Annotated in this window: 20 protein-coding genes; 19 read left to right on the top strand and 1 reads right to left on the bottom strand. The window is 40.4% G+C overall.

The features are described 5' to 3' along the window. Window positions 1–61: 61 nt before the first annotated feature. From sctO to ACJJIZ_RS13990, 19 genes are all read left to right on the top strand, one after another. Entirely contained in the window at window positions 62–529 is a 468-nt protein-coding gene (gene sctO, locus ACJJIZ_RS14080) for a type III secretion system stalk subunit SctO (protein WP_444913831.1), read from the top strand. A gap of 8 nt (window positions 530–537) precedes the next feature. Then, a complete protein-coding gene (locus ACJJIZ_RS14075; protein ID WP_444913830.1) occupies window positions 538–1,641 on the top strand; it encodes a hypothetical protein in 1,104 nt (367 codons plus the stop codon). Then, complete coding sequence (sctQ, locus tag ACJJIZ_RS14070; RefSeq protein ID WP_444913829.1) at window positions 1,638–2,690, top strand: type III secretion system cytoplasmic ring protein SctQ; 1,053 nt, start codon at window positions 1,638–1,640, stop codon at window positions 2,688–2,690. The genes ACJJIZ_RS14075 and sctQ overlap by 4 nt, the downstream gene beginning before the upstream one ends. Next, on the top strand, window positions 2,680–3,342 hold the full coding sequence (sctR, locus tag ACJJIZ_RS14065) for a type III secretion system export apparatus subunit SctR (protein ID WP_413662010.1): 663 nt from the start codon (window positions 2,680–2,682) through the stop codon (window positions 3,340–3,342). The genes sctQ and sctR overlap by 11 nt, the downstream gene beginning before the upstream one ends. Window positions 3,343–3,393: 51 nt before the next feature. Beyond that, complete coding sequence (sctS, locus tag ACJJIZ_RS14060) at window positions 3,394–3,648, top strand: type III secretion system export apparatus subunit SctS (RefSeq protein WP_226648317.1); 255 nt, start codon at window positions 3,394–3,396, stop codon at window positions 3,646–3,648. A 23-nt stretch (window positions 3,649–3,671) separates the two neighbouring features. Beyond that, window positions 3,672–4,469: a type III secretion system export apparatus subunit SctT gene (gene sctT, locus ACJJIZ_RS14055; RefSeq protein ID WP_444913828.1), complete on the top strand. Its 798-nt coding sequence runs from the start codon at window positions 3,672–3,674 to the stop codon at window positions 4,467–4,469. Continuing rightward, window positions 4,469–5,518, top strand: a complete 1,050-nt coding sequence (gene sctU, locus ACJJIZ_RS14050) for a type III secretion system export apparatus subunit SctU (protein ID WP_413662008.1) — start codon at window positions 4,469–4,471, stop codon at window positions 5,516–5,518. Before sctT ends, sctU begins: the two co-directional genes overlap by 1 nt. A gap of 31 nt (window positions 5,519–5,549) precedes the next feature. Next, window positions 5,550–6,017 carry a type III secretion system chaperone gene (locus ACJJIZ_RS14045; protein ID WP_444913827.1) on the top strand — a complete coding sequence of 156 codons (468 nt, stop codon included), beginning with the start codon at window positions 5,550–5,552 and terminating at the stop codon, window positions 6,015–6,017. 298 nt (window positions 6,018–6,315) lie between these two features. Further along, entirely contained in the window at window positions 6,316–6,693 is a 378-nt protein-coding gene (locus ACJJIZ_RS14040; protein WP_444913826.1) for a hypothetical protein, read from the top strand. Continuing rightward, window positions 6,674–8,521 carry a type III secretion system outer membrane ring subunit SctC gene (gene sctC, locus ACJJIZ_RS14035; RefSeq protein WP_444913825.1) on the top strand — a complete coding sequence of 616 codons (1,848 nt, stop codon included), beginning with the start codon at window positions 6,674–6,676 and terminating at the stop codon, window positions 8,519–8,521. The genes ACJJIZ_RS14040 and sctC overlap by 20 nt, the downstream gene beginning before the upstream one ends. A 27-nt stretch (window positions 8,522–8,548) precedes the next feature. Further along, a complete protein-coding gene (gene sctD, locus ACJJIZ_RS14030; protein ID WP_444913824.1) occupies window positions 8,549–9,958 on the top strand; it encodes a type III secretion system inner membrane ring subunit SctD in 1,410 nt (469 codons plus the stop codon). A 277-nt stretch (window positions 9,959–10,235) separates the two neighbouring features. Further along, window positions 10,236–10,484: an EscF/YscF/HrpA family type III secretion system needle major subunit gene (locus tag ACJJIZ_RS14025; RefSeq protein ID WP_226648311.1), complete on the top strand. Its 249-nt coding sequence runs from the start codon at window positions 10,236–10,238 to the stop codon at window positions 10,482–10,484. Next, window positions 10,481–10,858, top strand: coding sequence for a tetratricopeptide repeat protein (locus tag ACJJIZ_RS14020; RefSeq protein WP_444913823.1), 378 nt, complete (start codon window positions 10,481–10,483; stop codon window positions 10,856–10,858). Before ACJJIZ_RS14025 ends, ACJJIZ_RS14020 begins: the two co-directional genes overlap by 4 nt. A gap of 12 nt (window positions 10,859–10,870) precedes the next feature. Beyond that, complete coding sequence (sctI, locus tag ACJJIZ_RS14015; RefSeq protein WP_444913822.1) at window positions 10,871–11,194, top strand: type III secretion system inner rod subunit SctI; 324 nt, start codon at window positions 10,871–10,873, stop codon at window positions 11,192–11,194. Continuing rightward, complete coding sequence (sctJ, locus tag ACJJIZ_RS14010) at window positions 11,194–11,796, top strand: type III secretion system inner membrane ring lipoprotein SctJ (RefSeq protein ID WP_444913821.1); 603 nt, start codon at window positions 11,194–11,196, stop codon at window positions 11,794–11,796. Before sctI ends, sctJ begins: the two co-directional genes overlap by 1 nt. Window positions 11,797–11,808: 12 nt before the next feature. After that, window positions 11,809–12,540, top strand: coding sequence for a SctK family type III secretion system sorting platform protein (locus ACJJIZ_RS14005; protein WP_444913820.1), 732 nt, complete (start codon window positions 11,809–11,811; stop codon window positions 12,538–12,540). Beyond that, a complete protein-coding gene (gene sctL, locus ACJJIZ_RS14000; protein WP_444913819.1) occupies window positions 12,519–13,139 on the top strand; it encodes a type III secretion system stator protein SctL in 621 nt (206 codons plus the stop codon). The genes ACJJIZ_RS14005 and sctL overlap by 22 nt, the downstream gene beginning before the upstream one ends. A 271-nt stretch (window positions 13,140–13,410) precedes the next feature. Beyond that, the gene (locus ACJJIZ_RS13995; RefSeq protein ID WP_444913818.1) at window positions 13,411–13,890 is read left to right on the top strand and encodes a CesT family type III secretion system chaperone; all 480 of its coding nucleotides are present in this window, start codon (window positions 13,411–13,413) and stop codon (window positions 13,888–13,890) included. 78 nt (window positions 13,891–13,968) lie between these two features. Beyond that, a complete protein-coding gene (locus ACJJIZ_RS13990; RefSeq protein ID WP_444913817.1) occupies window positions 13,969–16,206 on the top strand; it encodes a hypothetical protein in 2,238 nt (745 codons plus the stop codon). A 150-nt stretch (window positions 16,207–16,356) separates the two neighbouring features. Here ACJJIZ_RS13990 and ACJJIZ_RS13985 read toward each other — a convergent pair whose 3' ends face one another. Next, entirely contained in the window at window positions 16,357–17,610 is a 1,254-nt protein-coding gene (locus ACJJIZ_RS13985; RefSeq protein ID WP_444913816.1) for a tyrosine-type recombinase/integrase, read from the bottom strand. Window positions 17,611–17,849 lie beyond the last annotated feature (239 nt).

Raw genomic sequence — 17,849 nt, 5'->3', positions numbered from 1 at the left:
TAAAGAAAGTTTTTGAGCGGCCAATACAATGTCAATCCGTCAAGATGGTGAATAATCACACATGGCTAGTCTAACCCGTGTTATGGAGATTAAGAAGAGGAAGCTCGACGTAGCCAAAAGAGAATATAGGCTAGCTGTTGAAGAGGTACAGCTTAGAGAGCGAGAGTGCTCATCTGCTAAGAAGCAATATATGAGCCACAGAGAGTGGCGTATTACAGAGGAAGCGAAAAGGTACAAATCGATTATTGACCAGGTTGTCCAATCTAAGCAGTTAGATGAAATTCGTTCATCAATAGCTTCAATGTATGAAGAAGAAGCTAGCCTGAGTATGAAAGTCCTTGAAGCGCAAAAGCAGCTTGAAAAAGCACAAAAAAGAAGGGATAGCTGCCATGAGCATGTTCGGCAATGTCTAAAAAATGTTGAAAAATATGAACATATCACTGCCGAAATTTCCGCGTCTAAAAATATTGCAGTTGAGAGGGCTGCTGAAGAGACGATGGATGAATTTTCAAGTACTTTGAAGAGCTAGTATTACCGATGTCATCTGAAATTACCTCTAAAAAAAATACTATTTCGACATTTATGGAGTTATCCTCTCTATGCTCCCATTTAAGTTATAAAAGAACTATTGAAACGTCAGAAACTCAATTACATAGTAGTGGGTTGGATTTTCAGAAATATATCGATATAAATAAAGGTGATTTACAAAGTAATACCGATCCAACTAATTGGAGTAGTAAGTTAGCTAACCATATTGATAATAATGCAAATGATTTAAATATCAATTTGGAGGACGCAAACAATTTTATTGTTATAACTGACTTATTGGTTGTTATTTCAAATAATCTATCATTGGACAGTAAACTAAATCAGAGTTACTTGCAGCACTATTTGCAGTCAATAAACAAACCGCCGGCTAATGGATTATCAAATTCTCAGATACATTGGATGAGTGGGCAAACAGTTAGACCTGATACACTACTTGCCGAAGTATTGGATAATCCAATCAATGAGGTGTTGCAAGATGGAGACAGTTTACAGCGAACTGAATTAACAACAGCTTCTTTAAACTTTAAGCCATTTAAACACGTACATAGTTTACAGTCAGACTTGGGGAGTTCAGATCGCATTGAAGATGCAGATATAGACGTAGTCCAACAAGTCATACTACCGACTACCGATAGGATATTCGCTTCTCAGTTAAATAAGCTAAGCGATCAGAAATCGAACTCTACTCCATCGTTGCTCTATTCGCTAAATACTGAAATTGACACTGTTGTGGTTGATAAAGAAATGGTGCGCGCAGAGATTCTGATTAGATCGCTGCATGATACCAGAGTTAGCATTAGCTTGCATGAGGGTGTTCTGACAGTAAATTTTGATAGTGTCGATAAGGGATTTGATTTATCGGATTCGTCAATATTATCAGAGCTCCGAAGTATGCTGGAGCAGAAGTATTCACAGCTTCAAGTGTCGGTAACAACTTCTTGGAATGTCAGTTCTGACCTTGAGGAGGATATAAATGGTAGTTCAAGACAAAATGATGAAAATAATTCTCAGGGTGAAAACAGTGAATCTCGGCATCAGTCTGATGATGGGTTAGACATAGAAGTTCTATTGGATGATGGTTTGAATACATGAGTATCGACGAGCTTACTTTGCCTAAATTTACCAGCCAGGTGATTGATGCGCAGAACATCATTGTTAGTAGTGAAATTGGTTTTCAGCTAGATTTATCTAGTAACGCAAATCGACTGAATCTTAATGTGCGATCAAATTGTTTTACATATAGTTTACCTAAGAGAGCTTTAATCCTTGAGGTGTGTCAGCAAAACACCTCCACATACTGGGAATTCTATTTTAGTCTGGGAGATGCAAGCTTATTACTCTCAAGTTATCTCCATATAAGCCAGATATCACAGCTGCCCATCGAATTGGTTTTTGCCGCATCTGAGCTTTTTTTTGAGCAGCTTATAAATGATTTTGAGGAGTTTAAAAGTTGGCAGATAACCAGCGTTAAAATAGCAGATGTTGACGGAGGTAATAAAGACTATCAATACACCTATTTGTTTGAAGTAGATAAAGAAGGAAAATCAATTAGTGCCTTTTGCAAGGCAAATATTGATAGTTTGGCAACTCTGTTTGAAATATATGGTAAAAAAAGGAAGGGGCGCATGCAAATTCCTGTGCCAACCTCCTTCTTGGTGGGTCAGGTGCACCTGGATATTGAAGAACTAAGAACTCTTAGGTCGGGTGATGTAGTGCTTGTAGATAGCTCTAGTTCCTTTAAGGAAGAATGTCTCCTGCTGGTGAGCCGACAAGCAACTTGGTCGGCTCAAATAAATGAGAAAAGTATTAAATTAATAGATCGCTGGAGTGTGCAGATGGAAAGTCAACTGAAGGATTCTACCAAACCAATTAGCAAGGCAGATAATCCGGAAAGTCCAGAAGCGTACTTAACGCAATTAAATAATGTATCTTTATCTCTAAAATTTGAATTGCCCGGTAAGGAAATGACCATTGAAGAGATTCAATCTCTCACGGAAGGATATACATTCACATTAAATGATTCGGCCTCTAGCGAAATTCTAATATCCCTTAACCACTCAGTATTAGGAAAGGGGAAGTTGGTTAATATAGAGGGGCGGTTGGGCGTGCAGATTATTGGGTGGGGCAAAAATGGGGGTTAGTTTTTTAGGTGGACAATTAGACCACATATCAATAATTTTAGCCCTTGGTGCTTTAGCTTTAGTGCCTTTTCTTGCAGTAATGGGAACGTCTTTTGTAAAAATTGTAATTGTCTTTTCGCTACTTCGCAATGCTTTAGGTGTTCAACAAACACCCCCTAATATGGCACTATATGGTGTGGCACTTATTCTGACTTTGTATATTATGGCGCCCATAGGGTACGATATACAGGATTATCTGGATGCAAATACCCATCTAACTGAGTCATCAGAGAACTATAAGGAATTATTTTCAGGTGCGGTAAAGCCGTATGCTGCATTTTTACAAAAAAACACCACCGAAATTGAGAAAACCTATTTCCTAGATACAGCCAGGGAGATTTGGCCAGAGCGCCATGCCGAAAAGGTTACTGAAGATAGCTTACTGGTGCTAATGCCTGCATTTACCGTTAGCCAGGTGACAGAGGCATTCAAAATTGGATTCTTAATCTATCTTCCATTTCTGGTGATAGACTTAATTGTATCGAATATTCTTCTGGCGATGGGGATGATGATGGTGTCTCCAATGACGATCTCGCTCCCATTCAAATTATTGTTGTTTGTGGTTCTTGATGGTTGGACAACTCTAACTCATAGTCTAGTGATGGCCTATTAGTAACTTACCAAAGTTAGATATGATTAACATCGTAGCGGTGGATAATTGATAATGGATATTAGCGATCTTATGATGCTGGCTCAGGAGGCGATGATGCTTGTATTGATATTATCCCTTCCTACGATCGTAGCTGCTTCATTAGTGGGAACTTTAGTTAGTCTTATCCAGGCGTTAACACAAATTCAGGAGCAAACACTTGGGTTTGTGTTAAAGCTTGTTGCTGTGATTTTTGCGCTTCTGGCAACAGGAAGTTGGATGGGTGCTGAGTTAATTAATCTAGGGGCAACCGCGTTTAAGAGTATTTGACAAAGTGAAAAACCATAATTGATATGGATCTTGACTTGAATAGCCTGGAGAGAATGATTCAGGCGTATATTTTGTCGTTACCACGTATATACCTAGTATTTACTGTTCTTCCTATGATGAGCAAAGGGTTTCTGGGAAGTTCAATGATTCGTAATGGTATATTGCTCAGTCTGGCGCTCTTTATCTTTCCTCTAACTGAAGGAAGTTTGTCCGAAGACTTGGGAAAAGTGGGTTATATTTCAATACTCCTGAAAGAATCGGCTATTGGTCTGGTTATTGGTGTAGTGGTAGCAATTCCATTTTGGATAGCAGAAGGAGTAGGTTTTCTTATAGATAATCAGAGGGGGTCTACCATGTCAAATATGGTAAATCCATTATTAGGTGATGAAACTTCGCCTTTAGGGGTTTATCTTAGCCATTTGTTAAATACATTTTTTATTATGAGTGGTGCATTTTTGCTGATGATGGGTGTGATTTATCAGAGCTACGTATATTGGCCTATTGGTAAAATGTTTCCCGAGGATTTGACTGGTACTGATGTATACATATTTTCTCAGTTAGATTTTTTAACGAAGTCGATAGTTGTTTTTTCTGCTCCGATAGTAATATCTATGTTTTTAGCAGAATTCACTTTGGCTCTAATAAATCGATTCTCACCACAGCTAAATGTTTTCTTTATGGCTATGCCCATTAAGAGTGCAGTTGGGATCTTCGTTTTGGTTATATATATTCATTTGCTTTTAGGTAATATAGATAATGTGGTTGCGGACACGTTTGAAGACATGCAGTATTTTATGCAGCATGTGTTGGGAGAGGTCTAATGACATCTTCAAAGTCAGAGCCGCCAACGCCGAAGAAGATAAGAGATGCTCGTGAGAAAGGGCAGGTTGCAAAAAGTAAAGAGGTTGTTTCGCTCGTTCTTTTAGTTTCTGTTACTGGCTATTTTTGGCTTTTTGGGGAAGATATTTTCCTGAGAATTAAAAGTCTGTTTCAGGACCCTTCAAAATATATTGATCTTCCTCTTAGGCAACTATTTTTAAATGCTTCAATAGAGGCATTCTACATCGCATTCAGTGTACTGGCTCCGATATTAGTTGTCGTATTTATTTTTGCCATCATATCGAATGTTATGCAGACTGGTTGGATATTTAGTGGTGAGACCATAGCGCCAAAGTTTGAGAAGATAGGCCTGATCAATGGTGCAAAGAAAATATTCAGCGCACAGAATGCAATGGAGTTTTTAAAGTCCCTTATTAAAATTATAGTTCTCACTTACGTAGCATGGTATGTATTAAAGGGTAATATCCAGCTATTGATGCAGATACCCGTCTGCGGTGCGGAATGTGCCATATATATCACAGGTTCACTAATGATGAAGTTGATATTGTATTGTTTGGCAGCATTTGTGTTCTTGGCGGCGGCTGATTTTGGCTTGGAAAGGTTTCTATATTTTAGAAAGCTTCGAATGTCTATCGATGAGGTTAGAAGAGAATATAAAGACACGGAAGGTAATCCTGAAATAAAGGGTAGAAGGAAAGAGATACATAGAGAATTGATGAGTGAAGAAGTTGTTAATAAAAGGGTTTCTCAAGCAGATGTTTTGATTACAAATCCAGTGCATTTTGCTGTAGGTATACGCTATGACCAACAGCTGTCACCATTGCCGTTTGTTACAATAAAAGGTGAAATGATTCTTGCTAAGAAGCTACGAAATATCGCGATTAAGAAAGGAATCCCTATTGTTGAAAATGTGCCTTTAGCAAGATCTCTCTATGCAAAAATAGACATAGATCAAAAAATAACAAATGAGTTTGTAGAGCCTATAGCTGATATTATTCGTTGGCTGCAATCTCAGGAAAGGCAGACCTAGATTGCTACTTATAAATACAAGAGTGTGAATTATGAAATTAGATTTCTCGCAGTTGATACAAGAGTTAGCGGTAAATTTACAGCAGCCGCTTATGGACCAGATTGAAGATGCATGCCGAATATCATGGGATAATATCGATATGCATATATATTATCATGAGGAGGATCAGGGTGAGCTTGTTATTATAACAATAGACATTGGTGAAATTCCCAATGGCCAAGATGAGCATTTTGCAACATTAATGTTGCAGGCGAATTACCTATGGATTGCTAGTGAATACGCAACCCTATCCCTGAATCCCGAAACACAAAAAGTGGTACTATGCGACAAAGAGAGAGCAGAGTCTATAGAAATCGAATCATTCACTAGGAGAGTAAAGTCGCTATATCAAGCTGCTATATACTGGCAGGGGGTCCTTTCTAGTAGCCCCAACGTTGAACAAACTGATCAGTCACTTGGGGCTATTGGAATGGAAAACAACTTTGGCATAAAAGTATAGAAGTATCAGCTTTCGGGTAATTTCCGGTACCTTAGATTCTTGATCTTAAATTGAGATGAAAGCAAAGGTGGAACAGGCGAGGGTGGGCGGCATTATTAGTATTTTATAAATCTAAGTATTTATGTCGCCTTTGGTAAATGGACATTTTCAAATGTCTATTTTATAAAAATAATCGGCTAATTTTGAAAGAATCTTCGTCTTATCATCGGTATGGTTATTACCCATGGCGATCTTGCTATATATGGGAAGCGACATGTCACTACGGGATAAGATATCTACATTGTGCTCGGAGATTCATATGCCTATGCCCGCTATAGACGATAATGAATCTTATACTTTGAATTTTGATTCAAAGTTTTCGATTCAATTTATTGAGCATCGAGGTGGATATGTGTTGCTAAGCTACGGATTTGGGTTGGTTGTTGAAGAACATTTACGTAAGCAGTTTCTGATGGAGGCAATGAGAAAAAGTTATGCTTGGAGTGGGCTAAATCTATCTTTGATTTCTGGAGAAGATGGCGACTTCGGTATTCAAAGCATAATGCCAAATAGCGTTTCATTTAACGTTTTTTTTGACATTACAAACTATCACTGCGGATTTTGTGATCTGCTAATTAAACTGATACCTATTCACCAAATAACTAAGTTTGAATATCGTGAATTTATTACGCCATAATTTTATTTTACTGATGGCAATATTTTTTTCTCATCTGTTTAGTGGTGCGAATGCCCAAACCCTTATGGGGGAGTCATTTGAATTCTATGGTGAAGAGCAGCCACTTAGAGATGTTCTGACGGCGATTGCTACACATTCGCGCCTGGGGGTAGAGATAAATGAAGGGATCGATAGTGATTTTAGTGGGTACCTAATGAAGGCCAACAGCAAGGAAGCGTTAAACTTCCTTGCCGGCGCATTTGATCTGGTATGGTACTTTGATGGTGCGACGTTGTATATCGATCCAATTAATGAAATGGAAAGCAAGCTTTTCTTGCTATCGAAGGTTGATTCATCCCTCTTAAAGAAGACAATGCAGGAATTGTCGATTTGGGATGAACGCTTTGAATGGCGCTCTTTAGGCGCAAATGGGATTGTTATGGTATCCGGTCCCCCTAGGTATCTCGAATTGGTCGATAAGACAGTGGAAATGCTGAATGAACGAGTTTCCGCTGAGATAAATGATGAATTAGTCATTCAAATTTATGGATTAAAATACGCATCCGCTATAGATCGAAAAGTTACCGCTAGAGATCAAGAAGTTGTGCTGCCTGGGGTTGCAACTCTTCTAAGAGGTTTGATTGGTTCCGACTCGGCACTAGAGGCTACAACTGGTAGAAGCACTTCTGCACATCGACGTGAAGAAACACTAACCGACAGTGAATTAACCGCTGGTAAGCCTTTAAGTCTCCGTGCGGGCGATATCTTACCAGAAAGCCGATCAGGCTATTCTAGCGGTGCTTCCCACCCACATGCAACGGTCTACCCGGACCCCAGTACCAATTCGGTTATTGTTCAGGATTACGCGTCAAGGCTTCTTTTATATGAAAATCTCATTACTCAATTAGACAGGCCTCGGGAACAGCTGGAAATCAGCCTGGTTATCATTGATCTTACAACCAATTCATTACGAGAGCTGGGGGTTCACTGGAATGTTGATGCCGTTAGCAAAGGGAGCGGCCTCTTAGATTTGATTTTGCCCGGAGATTCACTAACTGGTGATAGCTTTTTCACTGAGACAAATGCCGACTTTTTGGCAACGGTAAGAGCTTTAGAATCTGAGGGTAAAGCTCGTGTTACTTCTCGGCCCGCAGTGGTAACTGAAAATGGTACGGAAGCACTACTTGATAATAGTGAGACATTTTTTGTTCGAATTCAAGGTGAGCGTGTTGCGACTCTTGAGCAAATTACCTTTGGTACACTATTAAAAGTCGTACCTCGTGTGGTTGAAGGAGCGTCCGTAATGGGAGATAGGGCCCTGATTAGCCTTGACGTGCAAATTGAAGATGCTAATCGATTAGCGGATGGTGGAGTTGATTCGATACCATCTATTAGAAATACGTTAATTAACACAAGATCGTCAGTTCCAAATGGTGGATCTCTACTCATTGGTGGTTACTACCGTGAAGCGACAACAAGTAATACTGAAGGTGTGCCTTTTTTGGCAGAGCTACCTTTACTTGGGGGGCTATTTAAGCGGAACGATGATACTCAGTCTCAACTAGTAAGGCTTTTTATGTTGAGTCCAAGAATTTTGCCAAATGCGCTGTTTGATTCCTCATTTTCGCAGAAAAAGGAGAGTCTTGAGGACGATCACAGGCTTAATAAATTTGCTAACGTATCTAACTATAACCCGGACATACACCAATTAGGTTTGACCGGGCTTTGTGAATCAGCTTTAGAAGCAAGGCAAAGACGTAACAGCTTTAGATCCGTAAAGTTATCCACACGTATCGTTCCATGTGAGGATACCGATGGGGAATCTTATCGTGTGGTAACGATAAATTAATCTTAAACTGGAATATGGCGCAGTATAATGAATCGGTGGAAGCTAAGATTTTTAAATAGCGAGCATTATGGTGCTGAAGTACCGCTTCATGAAAATATGGTGGTGGGTTGTGATGAAGAACTCTCAGATTTGGTTGTTAAACCTAATCTGGCTACCGATCAGTTTGTTATTCTTAAGCCCGATGATACCGGTGTAAAATTAGAAATTTGTGAAGCTACTATATCGGTTTTAATTGAGAAAAATATATTTTCTCTCGGTGATTATCTACCAGAACAGAAGGTTATCTTTGTTGGTGATTTGTGCTTTGCCGTGAGAGCTGAGTCAGATGAGTGGGATGAGGGAATCTTAAATTTTAAGATTGATAATTCTGAGACTCAAAGCTCCGTATCGGAAAATGAAAATTTAGTCAAAGAGACATCTAAAAAGTCTGGAAGGAAGCGGTTGGCTCTGGTGACTATGGGTGTGGGCCTAATATCCTATGGGATATACCATTTTGTTGGTAAGGAAAGCGTCGACTCTAATTTGGTGTCTGTAGATTATTCTGTGAAAAAAGCGGATGAAGGTAAGGATATATCTGCGGCGAACCCAAACTATGAACCTATATCTGAGGAAAGCAGGAGGCTTTCTGAGCTCCTCTCATTGGGTGAGTACAAGGATCTTTCGATTAAAGGAAATATTAAGTCTGGAAACTTATTGGTTTCTGGATATGTAAAAGATGATGTCCTCTTGGCAAGATTACATTCTCAGCTTGAAAAGATTTCTTCATCAATATCCACAGATGTTTTTAGTATCGAAAAGATGCAACATTCGGCACGTTTGATACTTTCGAATTTGGGATTGGTTGCTGAAAATATTGAACAAGGGAGCAAACCTGGGTACTTCGTAGCAATGACGGATGGAGATTTCGCAAAATCTTGGAAGCAGGCCAAGAAAGTACTGCTTTCAGACATCCCAGGCTTAAAAGGTTGGGATGCTATTCCAACTCGGGAATCTCAGCCTCTCGAACGTATTAAGGCAATGCTTTCTAATTACCCCTTTTCTGCTTCATTAATCTATGAAGACAAGGGTGATGAGATAATAATTGTTGGTCGGCTTAACTCAGAGGAAAGGCGACTACTTGAATCTGTTATGTCTGACTTTCGCACAAGAGTGGGGGAACGCCCTAGACTGGCTTACGTTAGTCCTGGGCTTCAGAAACAACCACGAACACTATCAGATTTTGGAATTTCTGCTGTTCGCTCGGGTTCTACACCTTATGTAGTGTATAAAAATGGTAAGAGGTATTTGGTAGGAGCCAGACTGCCTAATGGGGTTAACCTGCAAGCTTTTTCCGAAGGTGAGGTTACATTGACCCGCGGTCAAAGATCCTATACGTTAAGTTATGAAGATTATAGGCCAAAAAATCCAAGTACCGAATACAGCTTTTTAACCAATTGATCTGGTTTTAATAATGATAGATTCAGATACATATAGACATAGAAATACAACCAGTATTTGTATTTTGGATTATTTGAATGATCAGCATCGCTACTGGGAGAACCAATTGAGATTACCTCAAGCACCAGCTGATTTTCAATCTGTACGAAGTCGACTAACTGCAATAGAAAGTGCCCAGATTATTGTGAAAAGGCTGGGTATCGAGTATTTGGCGCAGTAGAAAATTAATAGTAACGCTATAATTTATAGTAAATCGTAATTAAATGAGGAAGTTATAATGGCTTATACACCAATCGATACCAGTTTCTCTATCGAATCTGCTTCAGCTGTGTTGTCTCCAGCCGCCAGTCAGGTAAGCACAGAAATGAATACGCAATCGGCAACTTTAGCCGCAAATCCCGATGATCCGGCGGCATTGGCGAATTTCAATGCATCTGTGGCAAAGTGGTCAGTCGTTATGAACGTTGTGTCCACTATCAATAAAGTCGTCAAAGATGCATCTATGTCGATAGTTCAAAAAATGTGAAAAAAGAAATGGAACTGAATAAAGTGCTGGCTGAGATCGCAATTAGTGGTCTCTTGGAAGGCATGATTGATGAAGCTGAAAGCATTATTAGCATGTTGGAGGCGGAGTCCGTCAGTGATATTTCCAAGCTGAGCTTGCGTTCATTATTGTTTATTTACAGTGATAATATTAAGTTAGCGATAGATCTACTTGAGCCTTGGTGTGAAGAGCATAGCGATCAGTTAGATACACCCCATAGTTATCTTGCTCTAGCTTTGTGGCGATCCGGCAGGGTTGAGGAGGCTGAAAAGCTTTGTCGTCGATTGATAGAATCCTCTGCTGATTGCGCAAGCAAAAAATTAGCAAGAGAAATTTGTACACAGATAGGAGAATAATAAGGTATTAATATGGATGCAATTTCTGGTGTTCAGCCCGTCGCATTTGACTCGCCCCTTTCAGATCCGGGTGGATTTTCTCAAAATCATGATGACGTTTTAACCTCTGAGGCCACCCTTGGCGATAAGTTTTTTCAGATCATTTCAGATACTAAGCAGGAAATTGGAGCTAAGACGAATGAAATTGAGTCTGCTCTAAGAGTTGATGAAATCAAGCCTGTCGATTTACTTAGGTTACAGTTTGAGATTGCAGAAATTACTATCCAGCAAGAGCTAATTAGTAAAGGTATCTCAAAAAGCACGCAAAATGTTGATACCTTGCTCAAGGCACAATAATGTTTAATCTGCGAATTTTATTGATTGTTGTATGCGTCTTAGTCTCTGCATGTAAAGTAGACTTATATACTGGCCTGGAAGAGCAAGAGGGTAATGAAATGCTTGCTTTGTTATTGTCTGAGGGAGTGTCAGCCAGTAAGGCCGCGGGCAAGGGAGGGAGCATCACTTTACTAGTTGAGGAGTCTCAGCTTACTCGAGCAGTAGAGTTGTTGTCCAGGCACTCATACCCTCGAAAGAAGTACGCAACAATTAATGAAGTTTTTCCTCAGGGGGGGTTGATACAGTCGCCAATGGCGGATAGTGCTCGTTATACATTTGCCATGTCCCAGGATATTGCTTCGACTTTATCGAATATTGACGGTGTCCTTACTGCCAAGGTTCATTTGGTGCTTCCAACTGAGGAAGGGAATAAAAACTCAAAAGCTAGCAATAAAAACACTCTGGTTAAAGCTTCTGTATTCATCAAATATGATAGTAGAGTAGCAATGAAATCTTACATTCCACAGATAAAGGCAATGGTTGCAAATTCTGTAGATCAGCTTGATTATGAAAATGTAGCAGTTGTTATATTTCCTGGTATTTCCAACTATTCCGACATTTAATATTGATATTTGATGGAAACTATAAGTAAGAAAGAATACAAGAAGGAACTACAAGATCCAATATTTTTGATGTGGCTCAGAATGACTTATTGCCCAGTCAAGTGGGTGCATGCGAGTCGCTTGGAAAGCTTGTTTAAAGAAACTCCTGCTGAGCTTCTAAATAGACCATGCGCGCAGATACTGATTAGGCGTCATTTAGGTATAAGTAACCTTGATTGGTCATTTTTTGATGTCCCACTAACAAAGCTTTTGTTTGCTTCGCCAGAGGCTCTGAAGCGCATCATGATGATGATGGGTTATTTGTGTCTTGATATGAAGTTGGATCATATTATTGATCGGGCAACAAGGCATGACTTATTCGCCCGATTATCTCAAAATACTTTACGGAATCTAGAAGATTTATCACCTTTTCTCTTGCGCAGTCGTCCATCGGTTTTTGATCAAATCAAATCAAAAGTTGACATGCCCAGTATTTCCAGATCGAAATCTGAAATTTGTATTGAGGTGGGTGAAGTAATTTTTTTCAATACCTTGCTATACATGATATCTCACTTTTATAGACTGCCGGATACCAATTTTTTGGAAAAATGGAAGACTCTTTATAGATTGAGATTTCCAGAACAAGAATCACACGAATTAGTGGATGAGTGTCAGTTGAATCCGTTAATCGATAGTCAAACATGTCTTTTAACAAGCAAGTTAGTGAGACATTTGGAGCCTGAATGCACAGCTTTGTTAAAATAATCCCCGGTTCTATCTGTATTCAAGCGGATCATAGGATTATCAAAAAAGAGGATTATGCGGTATATCAAAAGTCTCAGGATATTCTTGCCCATGCTGAAGCATCTGCTTCTGAGATAATCGCCAATTCAGAGGCGTCAACAAAAGCGGGGTATGATCAAGGTTATAGAGATGGATTTGAGGCGGCGCTTTCTGAGCAAAGCGAAGCAATGTTATTAACGCTTCAGCTTTGTAGGAAGTTTTTGGATTCTCAACAAGATGAGATACTGCAGCTTGTTAAACTTGTACTTCAGAAAGTTCTTGGAGATCTGGATAATGATACGCAGCTAATTAAGCTTATCGAAAGCTCTGTAGCAGTTTATTATAATGTTGATAGCGCTAAGTTGCTTGTTGCACCTGCCCAGTTTGAGCAAGCAAACCGGAAAATTATTGAACTTTTAAAAGATTATCCAACCCTGACTAACTTCGAAGTAGTTTCAGATGAAAAAATTGCTCTCGGTAGTTGTATCCTTGAAACGCCAATAGGAATACTTAACTTGTCATTGGAATCTCAGCTATCTGTAATTCAGCGCTCACTTGGAGGGCATGTAGCCTTTATGTAGGCTGTATTCGTAGATTCTTTTTTTAATGTCTGTTTGCAATGCCGGTTTGATGAGTTGGTGTCAATTTTCTGATGCCACTACTATCTTAAGTTGTAGTTCATTAGTTTAAAGTTGAGAGTTAATACTCCGTTTTCGGCCCAAATTAAGGAAAAATTCTATTTCCTCTTGGGCAGAAATATTATGTTCACATAAGTATTAGATACTATATTTAGTGTCGAGATTTCTCTCTATTGAGCGGAGTCGATGTTAATTTTTGTATCTTAAGAGTGGCATGATGCATAGTAATTTCGTTGATTATATATCTGAGCTGGGACGTAGGATAGGTATTAACGATCTTGTGTTAGATGAGAACTTGCAGTGTGGACTTGCTACACCTCACGGCATGCTTATCACCGTTACAGTTGATCAAGATAGTGATATCGTTATTTTTGAAGTCGATATTATGAATTTGGATTCCCCTGGAACAGCACGTGAAAATCATTTGCTTAAAATATGTATGTGGAACTATCTAAACTTTTCCCCGGGTCATCCGGTTCTACTGGTGAATGGAATTACCGAGATTGTAAATTTAGTGGGAATGTTTGATTTTTCTAGGGCAGATTACAATAACTTTGAGGCTGAGTTAAGTCGATATATTGACCTTGCAGAAAATTGTCGTAGTGAACTCTTATTGACTGATTCGATGTGTAATTCATCTTTGCAGCAAGATGACTATGCCTTAATCGATAGTGGACTTTTGCTAAAGGCTTAAAAATTAAGGTGTCATTTTATGTGCGGTCCCGGGTCTGTATCCAATAAAAATACCAATGAGAGTTCTCGACCTAATAAGGTGTCAGAAAAGCCTGTTCCGGCTAATTTAAGAAACCTAGGCAACAATACAAGTAAAACAAAGTCGACTTTATATCGATCTGAAAAAGTGGTCAAGACTCTGAAAGAGCACCATGGATCACTGGTTAGACAGCTTAGGCCTGTTGATACTAACGGTTCTTTTTGGGCTGAGCGCGGCAGAGTTAATTCCAAGAGATTGGCGGAAATATTACCGCTATTACCTGGGCGTGGTATTGATTTAAGGGATTATACAATTAGTAGTATAGCTAACGATGGAAAAATAAACTCTCAAGAGGTTCGGGCAAATACCCCGCGCCGCACTAAGCTTTCGAAGCTTCGCAATCGTGTTTTAAAATGCTTTACTGTATTTAAGCCAGATACTGTAAAGAACGCTGCTAAAACTGGTCAGAATATGATGCGCGCGAGTAAAGTTTCAGGGTCAAAGAATGAGGTTGAAGGTAAAGTTGAAGATCAGATTGATACTACTCTTAATGAAAAGGTAGTGCCCTCAGGCTTTGATAGCGCGACTACAAGTGTGGGGGTTGTTGAATATCTTGCCGGCATAGGAAGTTGTATTAAACTGCTAATGAATAATGCCTCTGAGAAGGAAAGAAAGTCCAAATCAGTTCTGGTTCTTGATAGATCGGTTAAGCGAGCAAATGCCTTATTAAATCGAAAGCTGGAATTGCTTAAAGAGCTGGATGCGTATGAGCAGGTGCCCCAGCAATATCAGTTAATTAAAAAACAATTGCACGGCTTGGATGAAAAGATAAAGGATATTTCTCTAAGGATAATATCACTTAAAAATAGTATCGATAACTCCGATGTGGAACTTGGAGGAAGTACAGAAGAGACTATTGCTCGGGTAAAAATATTTAGGTATTGCTGCAGTATTATCGGCGCCGCCCTATCTGTTGCTGCAAAACTCACGCCTGAGGGTAGTGCTGTTATGGTTGCTGCTTCTGCGTTTGGGGTATCCGGAGGGGCACAGACACTAGCGGGTGTTCTAGATGCAATTTCTTTGAAATCTGCTTTTAAATCTTCCATGCGTTCTGAGCGTCTGAATTCAAGTTTAACCAGTAAGATACGTAACCTTAATAATGGATTGAAGGAAGAACGCCAAGCTATTTCTGTTAAAAAGAAGGCACTGGAGGCTGCTGTGAAGCGGCTTTCGAAGGATGACTCGAGTACTGAAAAGGCCATTTATCAGCTATTGAGTGGCCGTATTGTTACAGAATCCTCTAGTCAGGTGATTGATAATTTATTAAGTGACCCGGATTTCGATACCGTGAAAAATCTATTTAATGATTTGATGTGTTTTTTCACAGCAATGGGGCGCAAGCAGGAACAGATTGAACTGCTGCAGGCAATTCTTAGAAAACAGCCTGGTTTTACCAGTAATCTTTTAAAGCCCTATTCGAAAGTAATGACTACTGCTGGATATATGTCAGGTGCGGTTGCAGGCTCTGCCTCTCTCGCAATGGTTTTAGGGGCCGGTGGAGCCGTTGGTGTTGTAGCTGTTGCTTCACCTGTTGGTCTTGTGTTTGCGGCAACTGGCGCAGCGGCTGCTTTGGGTATAACAGGATTAAATTCTTCCATTCAATTTGTGGACAATAGAAGAGTGTCCGCTGTTATCAATAATTTTGTGGGTAAAGGCAGAAAGATCAAGCAGAAGTTAAAAGCAAGGGTGCCAGAGAAGTCACAGACTCAAAATTTTGTACGGGGCTCGCAGAGTACTTCTAATTCGGGAGAGGTATCTCGTTCTTCGAAAGGTGAGGTTCTGGAAAACGCTGCTGAAGAAGTAGTCGCAGATAAAGAGGCAAGACTTATTCAGAGTGACTATGGTTTGGCCCATCAGGACTTATTTAGCTCGATAACTGAGTCAAACATGTTACCAAAGATAATATCGGCTTCACCTAGGGGTGTTTTAGATAGAGTTTTTGATCAGCTATGCTTAGAGTTTAGTGATATTCTCGATGACGATAAATATCTACCGGATATCGGTATTCCAAATAATCGATTGGCAGCTATTAGGATTAACAATCCAATTAAACAGCATGAAGACTATGAGGAAATTTGGCAAAAATCTTTGACGGTAAAACTCTTGAAAGAGGTATTGAGCCCCATAATGAAAAATGACACCTTCGAGCAGGCGATTGAAGGTGTTCTAGAGGCAGCTCGAGTGTGCCAGGTCGATGTGGCAAAGGGTATTTTGGCGAAGCTTATCAATGTCAAATGATTTTGAATAGTTTATGTAAAACCTGAAATATTCTCTTGAATATCGGACCAATAAAACCGTACAGGTAAAAAATACCGATTAACCCCGAAGCGGTCAAGCACCTTATAAAGTGCTTTTCGCTGCTAAATAAATAAGGGTAGGGCGGCAGTATTACCGCTCTTCCTTTACCCGCTTACTCCGCCCGCTCTCATGTCGCTCTCGCATATCGGAATCAATGTAGCGATCGGTCGTAGCCATACTTGCATGGCCCGCATCATCACGGACATGCTCGCGGGGGCGGTACTTCACATCTTCAGAAATACCCGTATGGCGGAGCCAGTGCACAGTGGCAGCCTTAAGATCTTCAGCATCTTCCCCTAAGCCTTCTTCAACCATCCGTTGGTGGGCAGCATCAAAGCAGTTTTGAACAATCAGGCGAACCTGTCGGGTACTGGTAACCGGTCCCTTGCCACGGGACTTGTGCACCAGAGGTGTCTGCTCATTAATGCTGGGCAGAGCAGGGAGCTGCAAATAATTTCTGTAGCGCTTCAAGGCCTTCAACATTTGGTCGCAAACAGTGATCGCCCGGCCTTTGTTACCTTTACCCGTAACGTGAAACCACCAGTTTCCGTCGCGATCTTTCTTGAAATCACCCATAACTGGTGCCGATCTTTCATCCGCAACCAATTCAGAGATTCGCAAATACATAGCGAATAGGGCGTTCATAATGAATAAAGTTCGCTCGTGATCTGTTGGTGATGTCTCGGCCATGATCTCAGCAGTCTCCAGGACATAGTCCCACTGCAAGTTGCTGATTCGGCGCACAACCTGGCTTTGTTGCTCACGTCGAACAAACTTACTTTTCTGGCGAATCAGTGCCACAGGGTTGGCTGGAACCAAGCCTTCTTGATAGAGAAAATCGAAGAAGGATGACAATGCAGTAAAGATGCATTTGATCGCTGCCTGGGATGGCCGGAACTCCTTGGGAGAAGCCGTCTTGCCAGCACGAAACTCAACTTTGGACACACTGACTACGAATGGCCGCCAATCGGCATTCACAACACGCTCGCCATTCTGTGTTTTGAATCTGGCAACATTCTTAGTTCCGATCCAGGCAATTGGCGGCTCAATGCAAAACTGCACAAACTCCTCAATGTGTTCGCGCTTCAGAGTCATTATTGAAACTTCTTCAATGCGCCACGCCCATTGCAGCAAGCGCTCAAGTTCACGGCGGTAGCTGTTAAACGTTGCCTGGCTGCCGTTATAGCTGTAAAGAAACTTAAGCGTGAACTCCAGATCGGTATCAGCACCAGGAAGCTGCTTGCTAAGATAACTGCTAGCTGAAAAGCTGGTACAGCGGAATGGATTCTCAAGGTTGCTCAGGTTGTCAATGATTGGTGCTGGTGGCCGGTTGGTAGCAGACATAGAAATATGGAGTTGTTGTTGGAATGCGGCAAATTATACGGAAAAACGGGCATTTATAAAATATCCGATATTCACAAATATCGGAAATAATAGGACCCTAGTTTGACCTATGTCTCGGTTTTTCTTAGCTGATTTTTCTCAATTTCCATGTCTCTTTCTGTCCTCGGTACGCTGAGTGCGATGTGGCCGGACCTGTATCTGGTCCATCTCTCCTATCATTTCACGTAATACGTCCATAA

The sequence above is a fragment of the Microbulbifer maximicatervae (SeqCode) genome, from assembly GCF_052467225.1.
This window is presented reverse-complemented; position numbering and strand designations above follow the sequence as displayed.

What these genes read in the sequence shown, in the direction of transcription:
- sctO (WP_444913831.1), top strand. Translation starts at nt 62, where the DNA reads ATGGCTAGTCTAACCCGTGTTATGGAGATTAAGAAGAGGAAGCTCGAC.
- ACJJIZ_RS14075 (WP_444913830.1), top strand. Translation starts at nt 538, where the DNA reads ATGTCATCTGAAATTACCTCTAAAAAAAATACTATTTCGACATTTATG.
- sctQ (WP_444913829.1), top strand. Translation starts at nt 1,638, where the DNA reads ATGAGTATCGACGAGCTTACTTTGCCTAAATTTACCAGCCAGGTGATT.
- sctR (WP_413662010.1), top strand. Translation starts at nt 2,680, where the DNA reads ATGGGGGTTAGTTTTTTAGGTGGACAATTAGACCACATATCAATAATT.
- sctS (WP_226648317.1), top strand. Translation starts at nt 3,394, where the DNA reads ATGGATATTAGCGATCTTATGATGCTGGCTCAGGAGGCGATGATGCTT.
- sctT (WP_444913828.1), top strand. Translation starts at nt 3,672, where the DNA reads ATGGATCTTGACTTGAATAGCCTGGAGAGAATGATTCAGGCGTATATT.
- sctU (WP_413662008.1), top strand. Translation starts at nt 4,469, where the DNA reads ATGACATCTTCAAAGTCAGAGCCGCCAACGCCGAAGAAGATAAGAGAT.
- ACJJIZ_RS14045 (WP_444913827.1), top strand. Translation starts at nt 5,550, where the DNA reads ATGAAATTAGATTTCTCGCAGTTGATACAAGAGTTAGCGGTAAATTTA.
- ACJJIZ_RS14040 (WP_444913826.1), top strand. Translation starts at nt 6,316, where the DNA reads ATGCCTATGCCCGCTATAGACGATAATGAATCTTATACTTTGAATTTT.
- sctD (WP_444913824.1), top strand. Translation starts at nt 8,549, where the DNA reads ATGAATCGGTGGAAGCTAAGATTTTTAAATAGCGAGCATTATGGTGCT.
- ACJJIZ_RS14025 (WP_226648311.1), top strand. Translation starts at nt 10,236, where the DNA reads ATGGCTTATACACCAATCGATACCAGTTTCTCTATCGAATCTGCTTCA.
- sctI (WP_444913822.1), top strand. Translation starts at nt 10,871, where the DNA reads ATGGATGCAATTTCTGGTGTTCAGCCCGTCGCATTTGACTCGCCCCTT.
- sctJ (WP_444913821.1), top strand. Translation starts at nt 11,194, where the DNA reads ATGTTTAATCTGCGAATTTTATTGATTGTTGTATGCGTCTTAGTCTCT.
- ACJJIZ_RS14005 (WP_444913820.1), top strand. Translation starts at nt 11,809, where the DNA reads ATGGAAACTATAAGTAAGAAAGAATACAAGAAGGAACTACAAGATCCA.
- sctL (WP_444913819.1), top strand. Translation starts at nt 12,519, where the DNA reads ATGCACAGCTTTGTTAAAATAATCCCCGGTTCTATCTGTATTCAAGCG.
- ACJJIZ_RS13995 (WP_444913818.1), top strand. Translation starts at nt 13,411, where the DNA reads ATGATGCATAGTAATTTCGTTGATTATATATCTGAGCTGGGACGTAGG.
- ACJJIZ_RS13985 (WP_444913816.1), bottom strand. Translation starts at nt 17,610, where the DNA reads ATGTCTGCTACCAACCGGCCACCAGCACCAATCATTGACAACCTGAGC.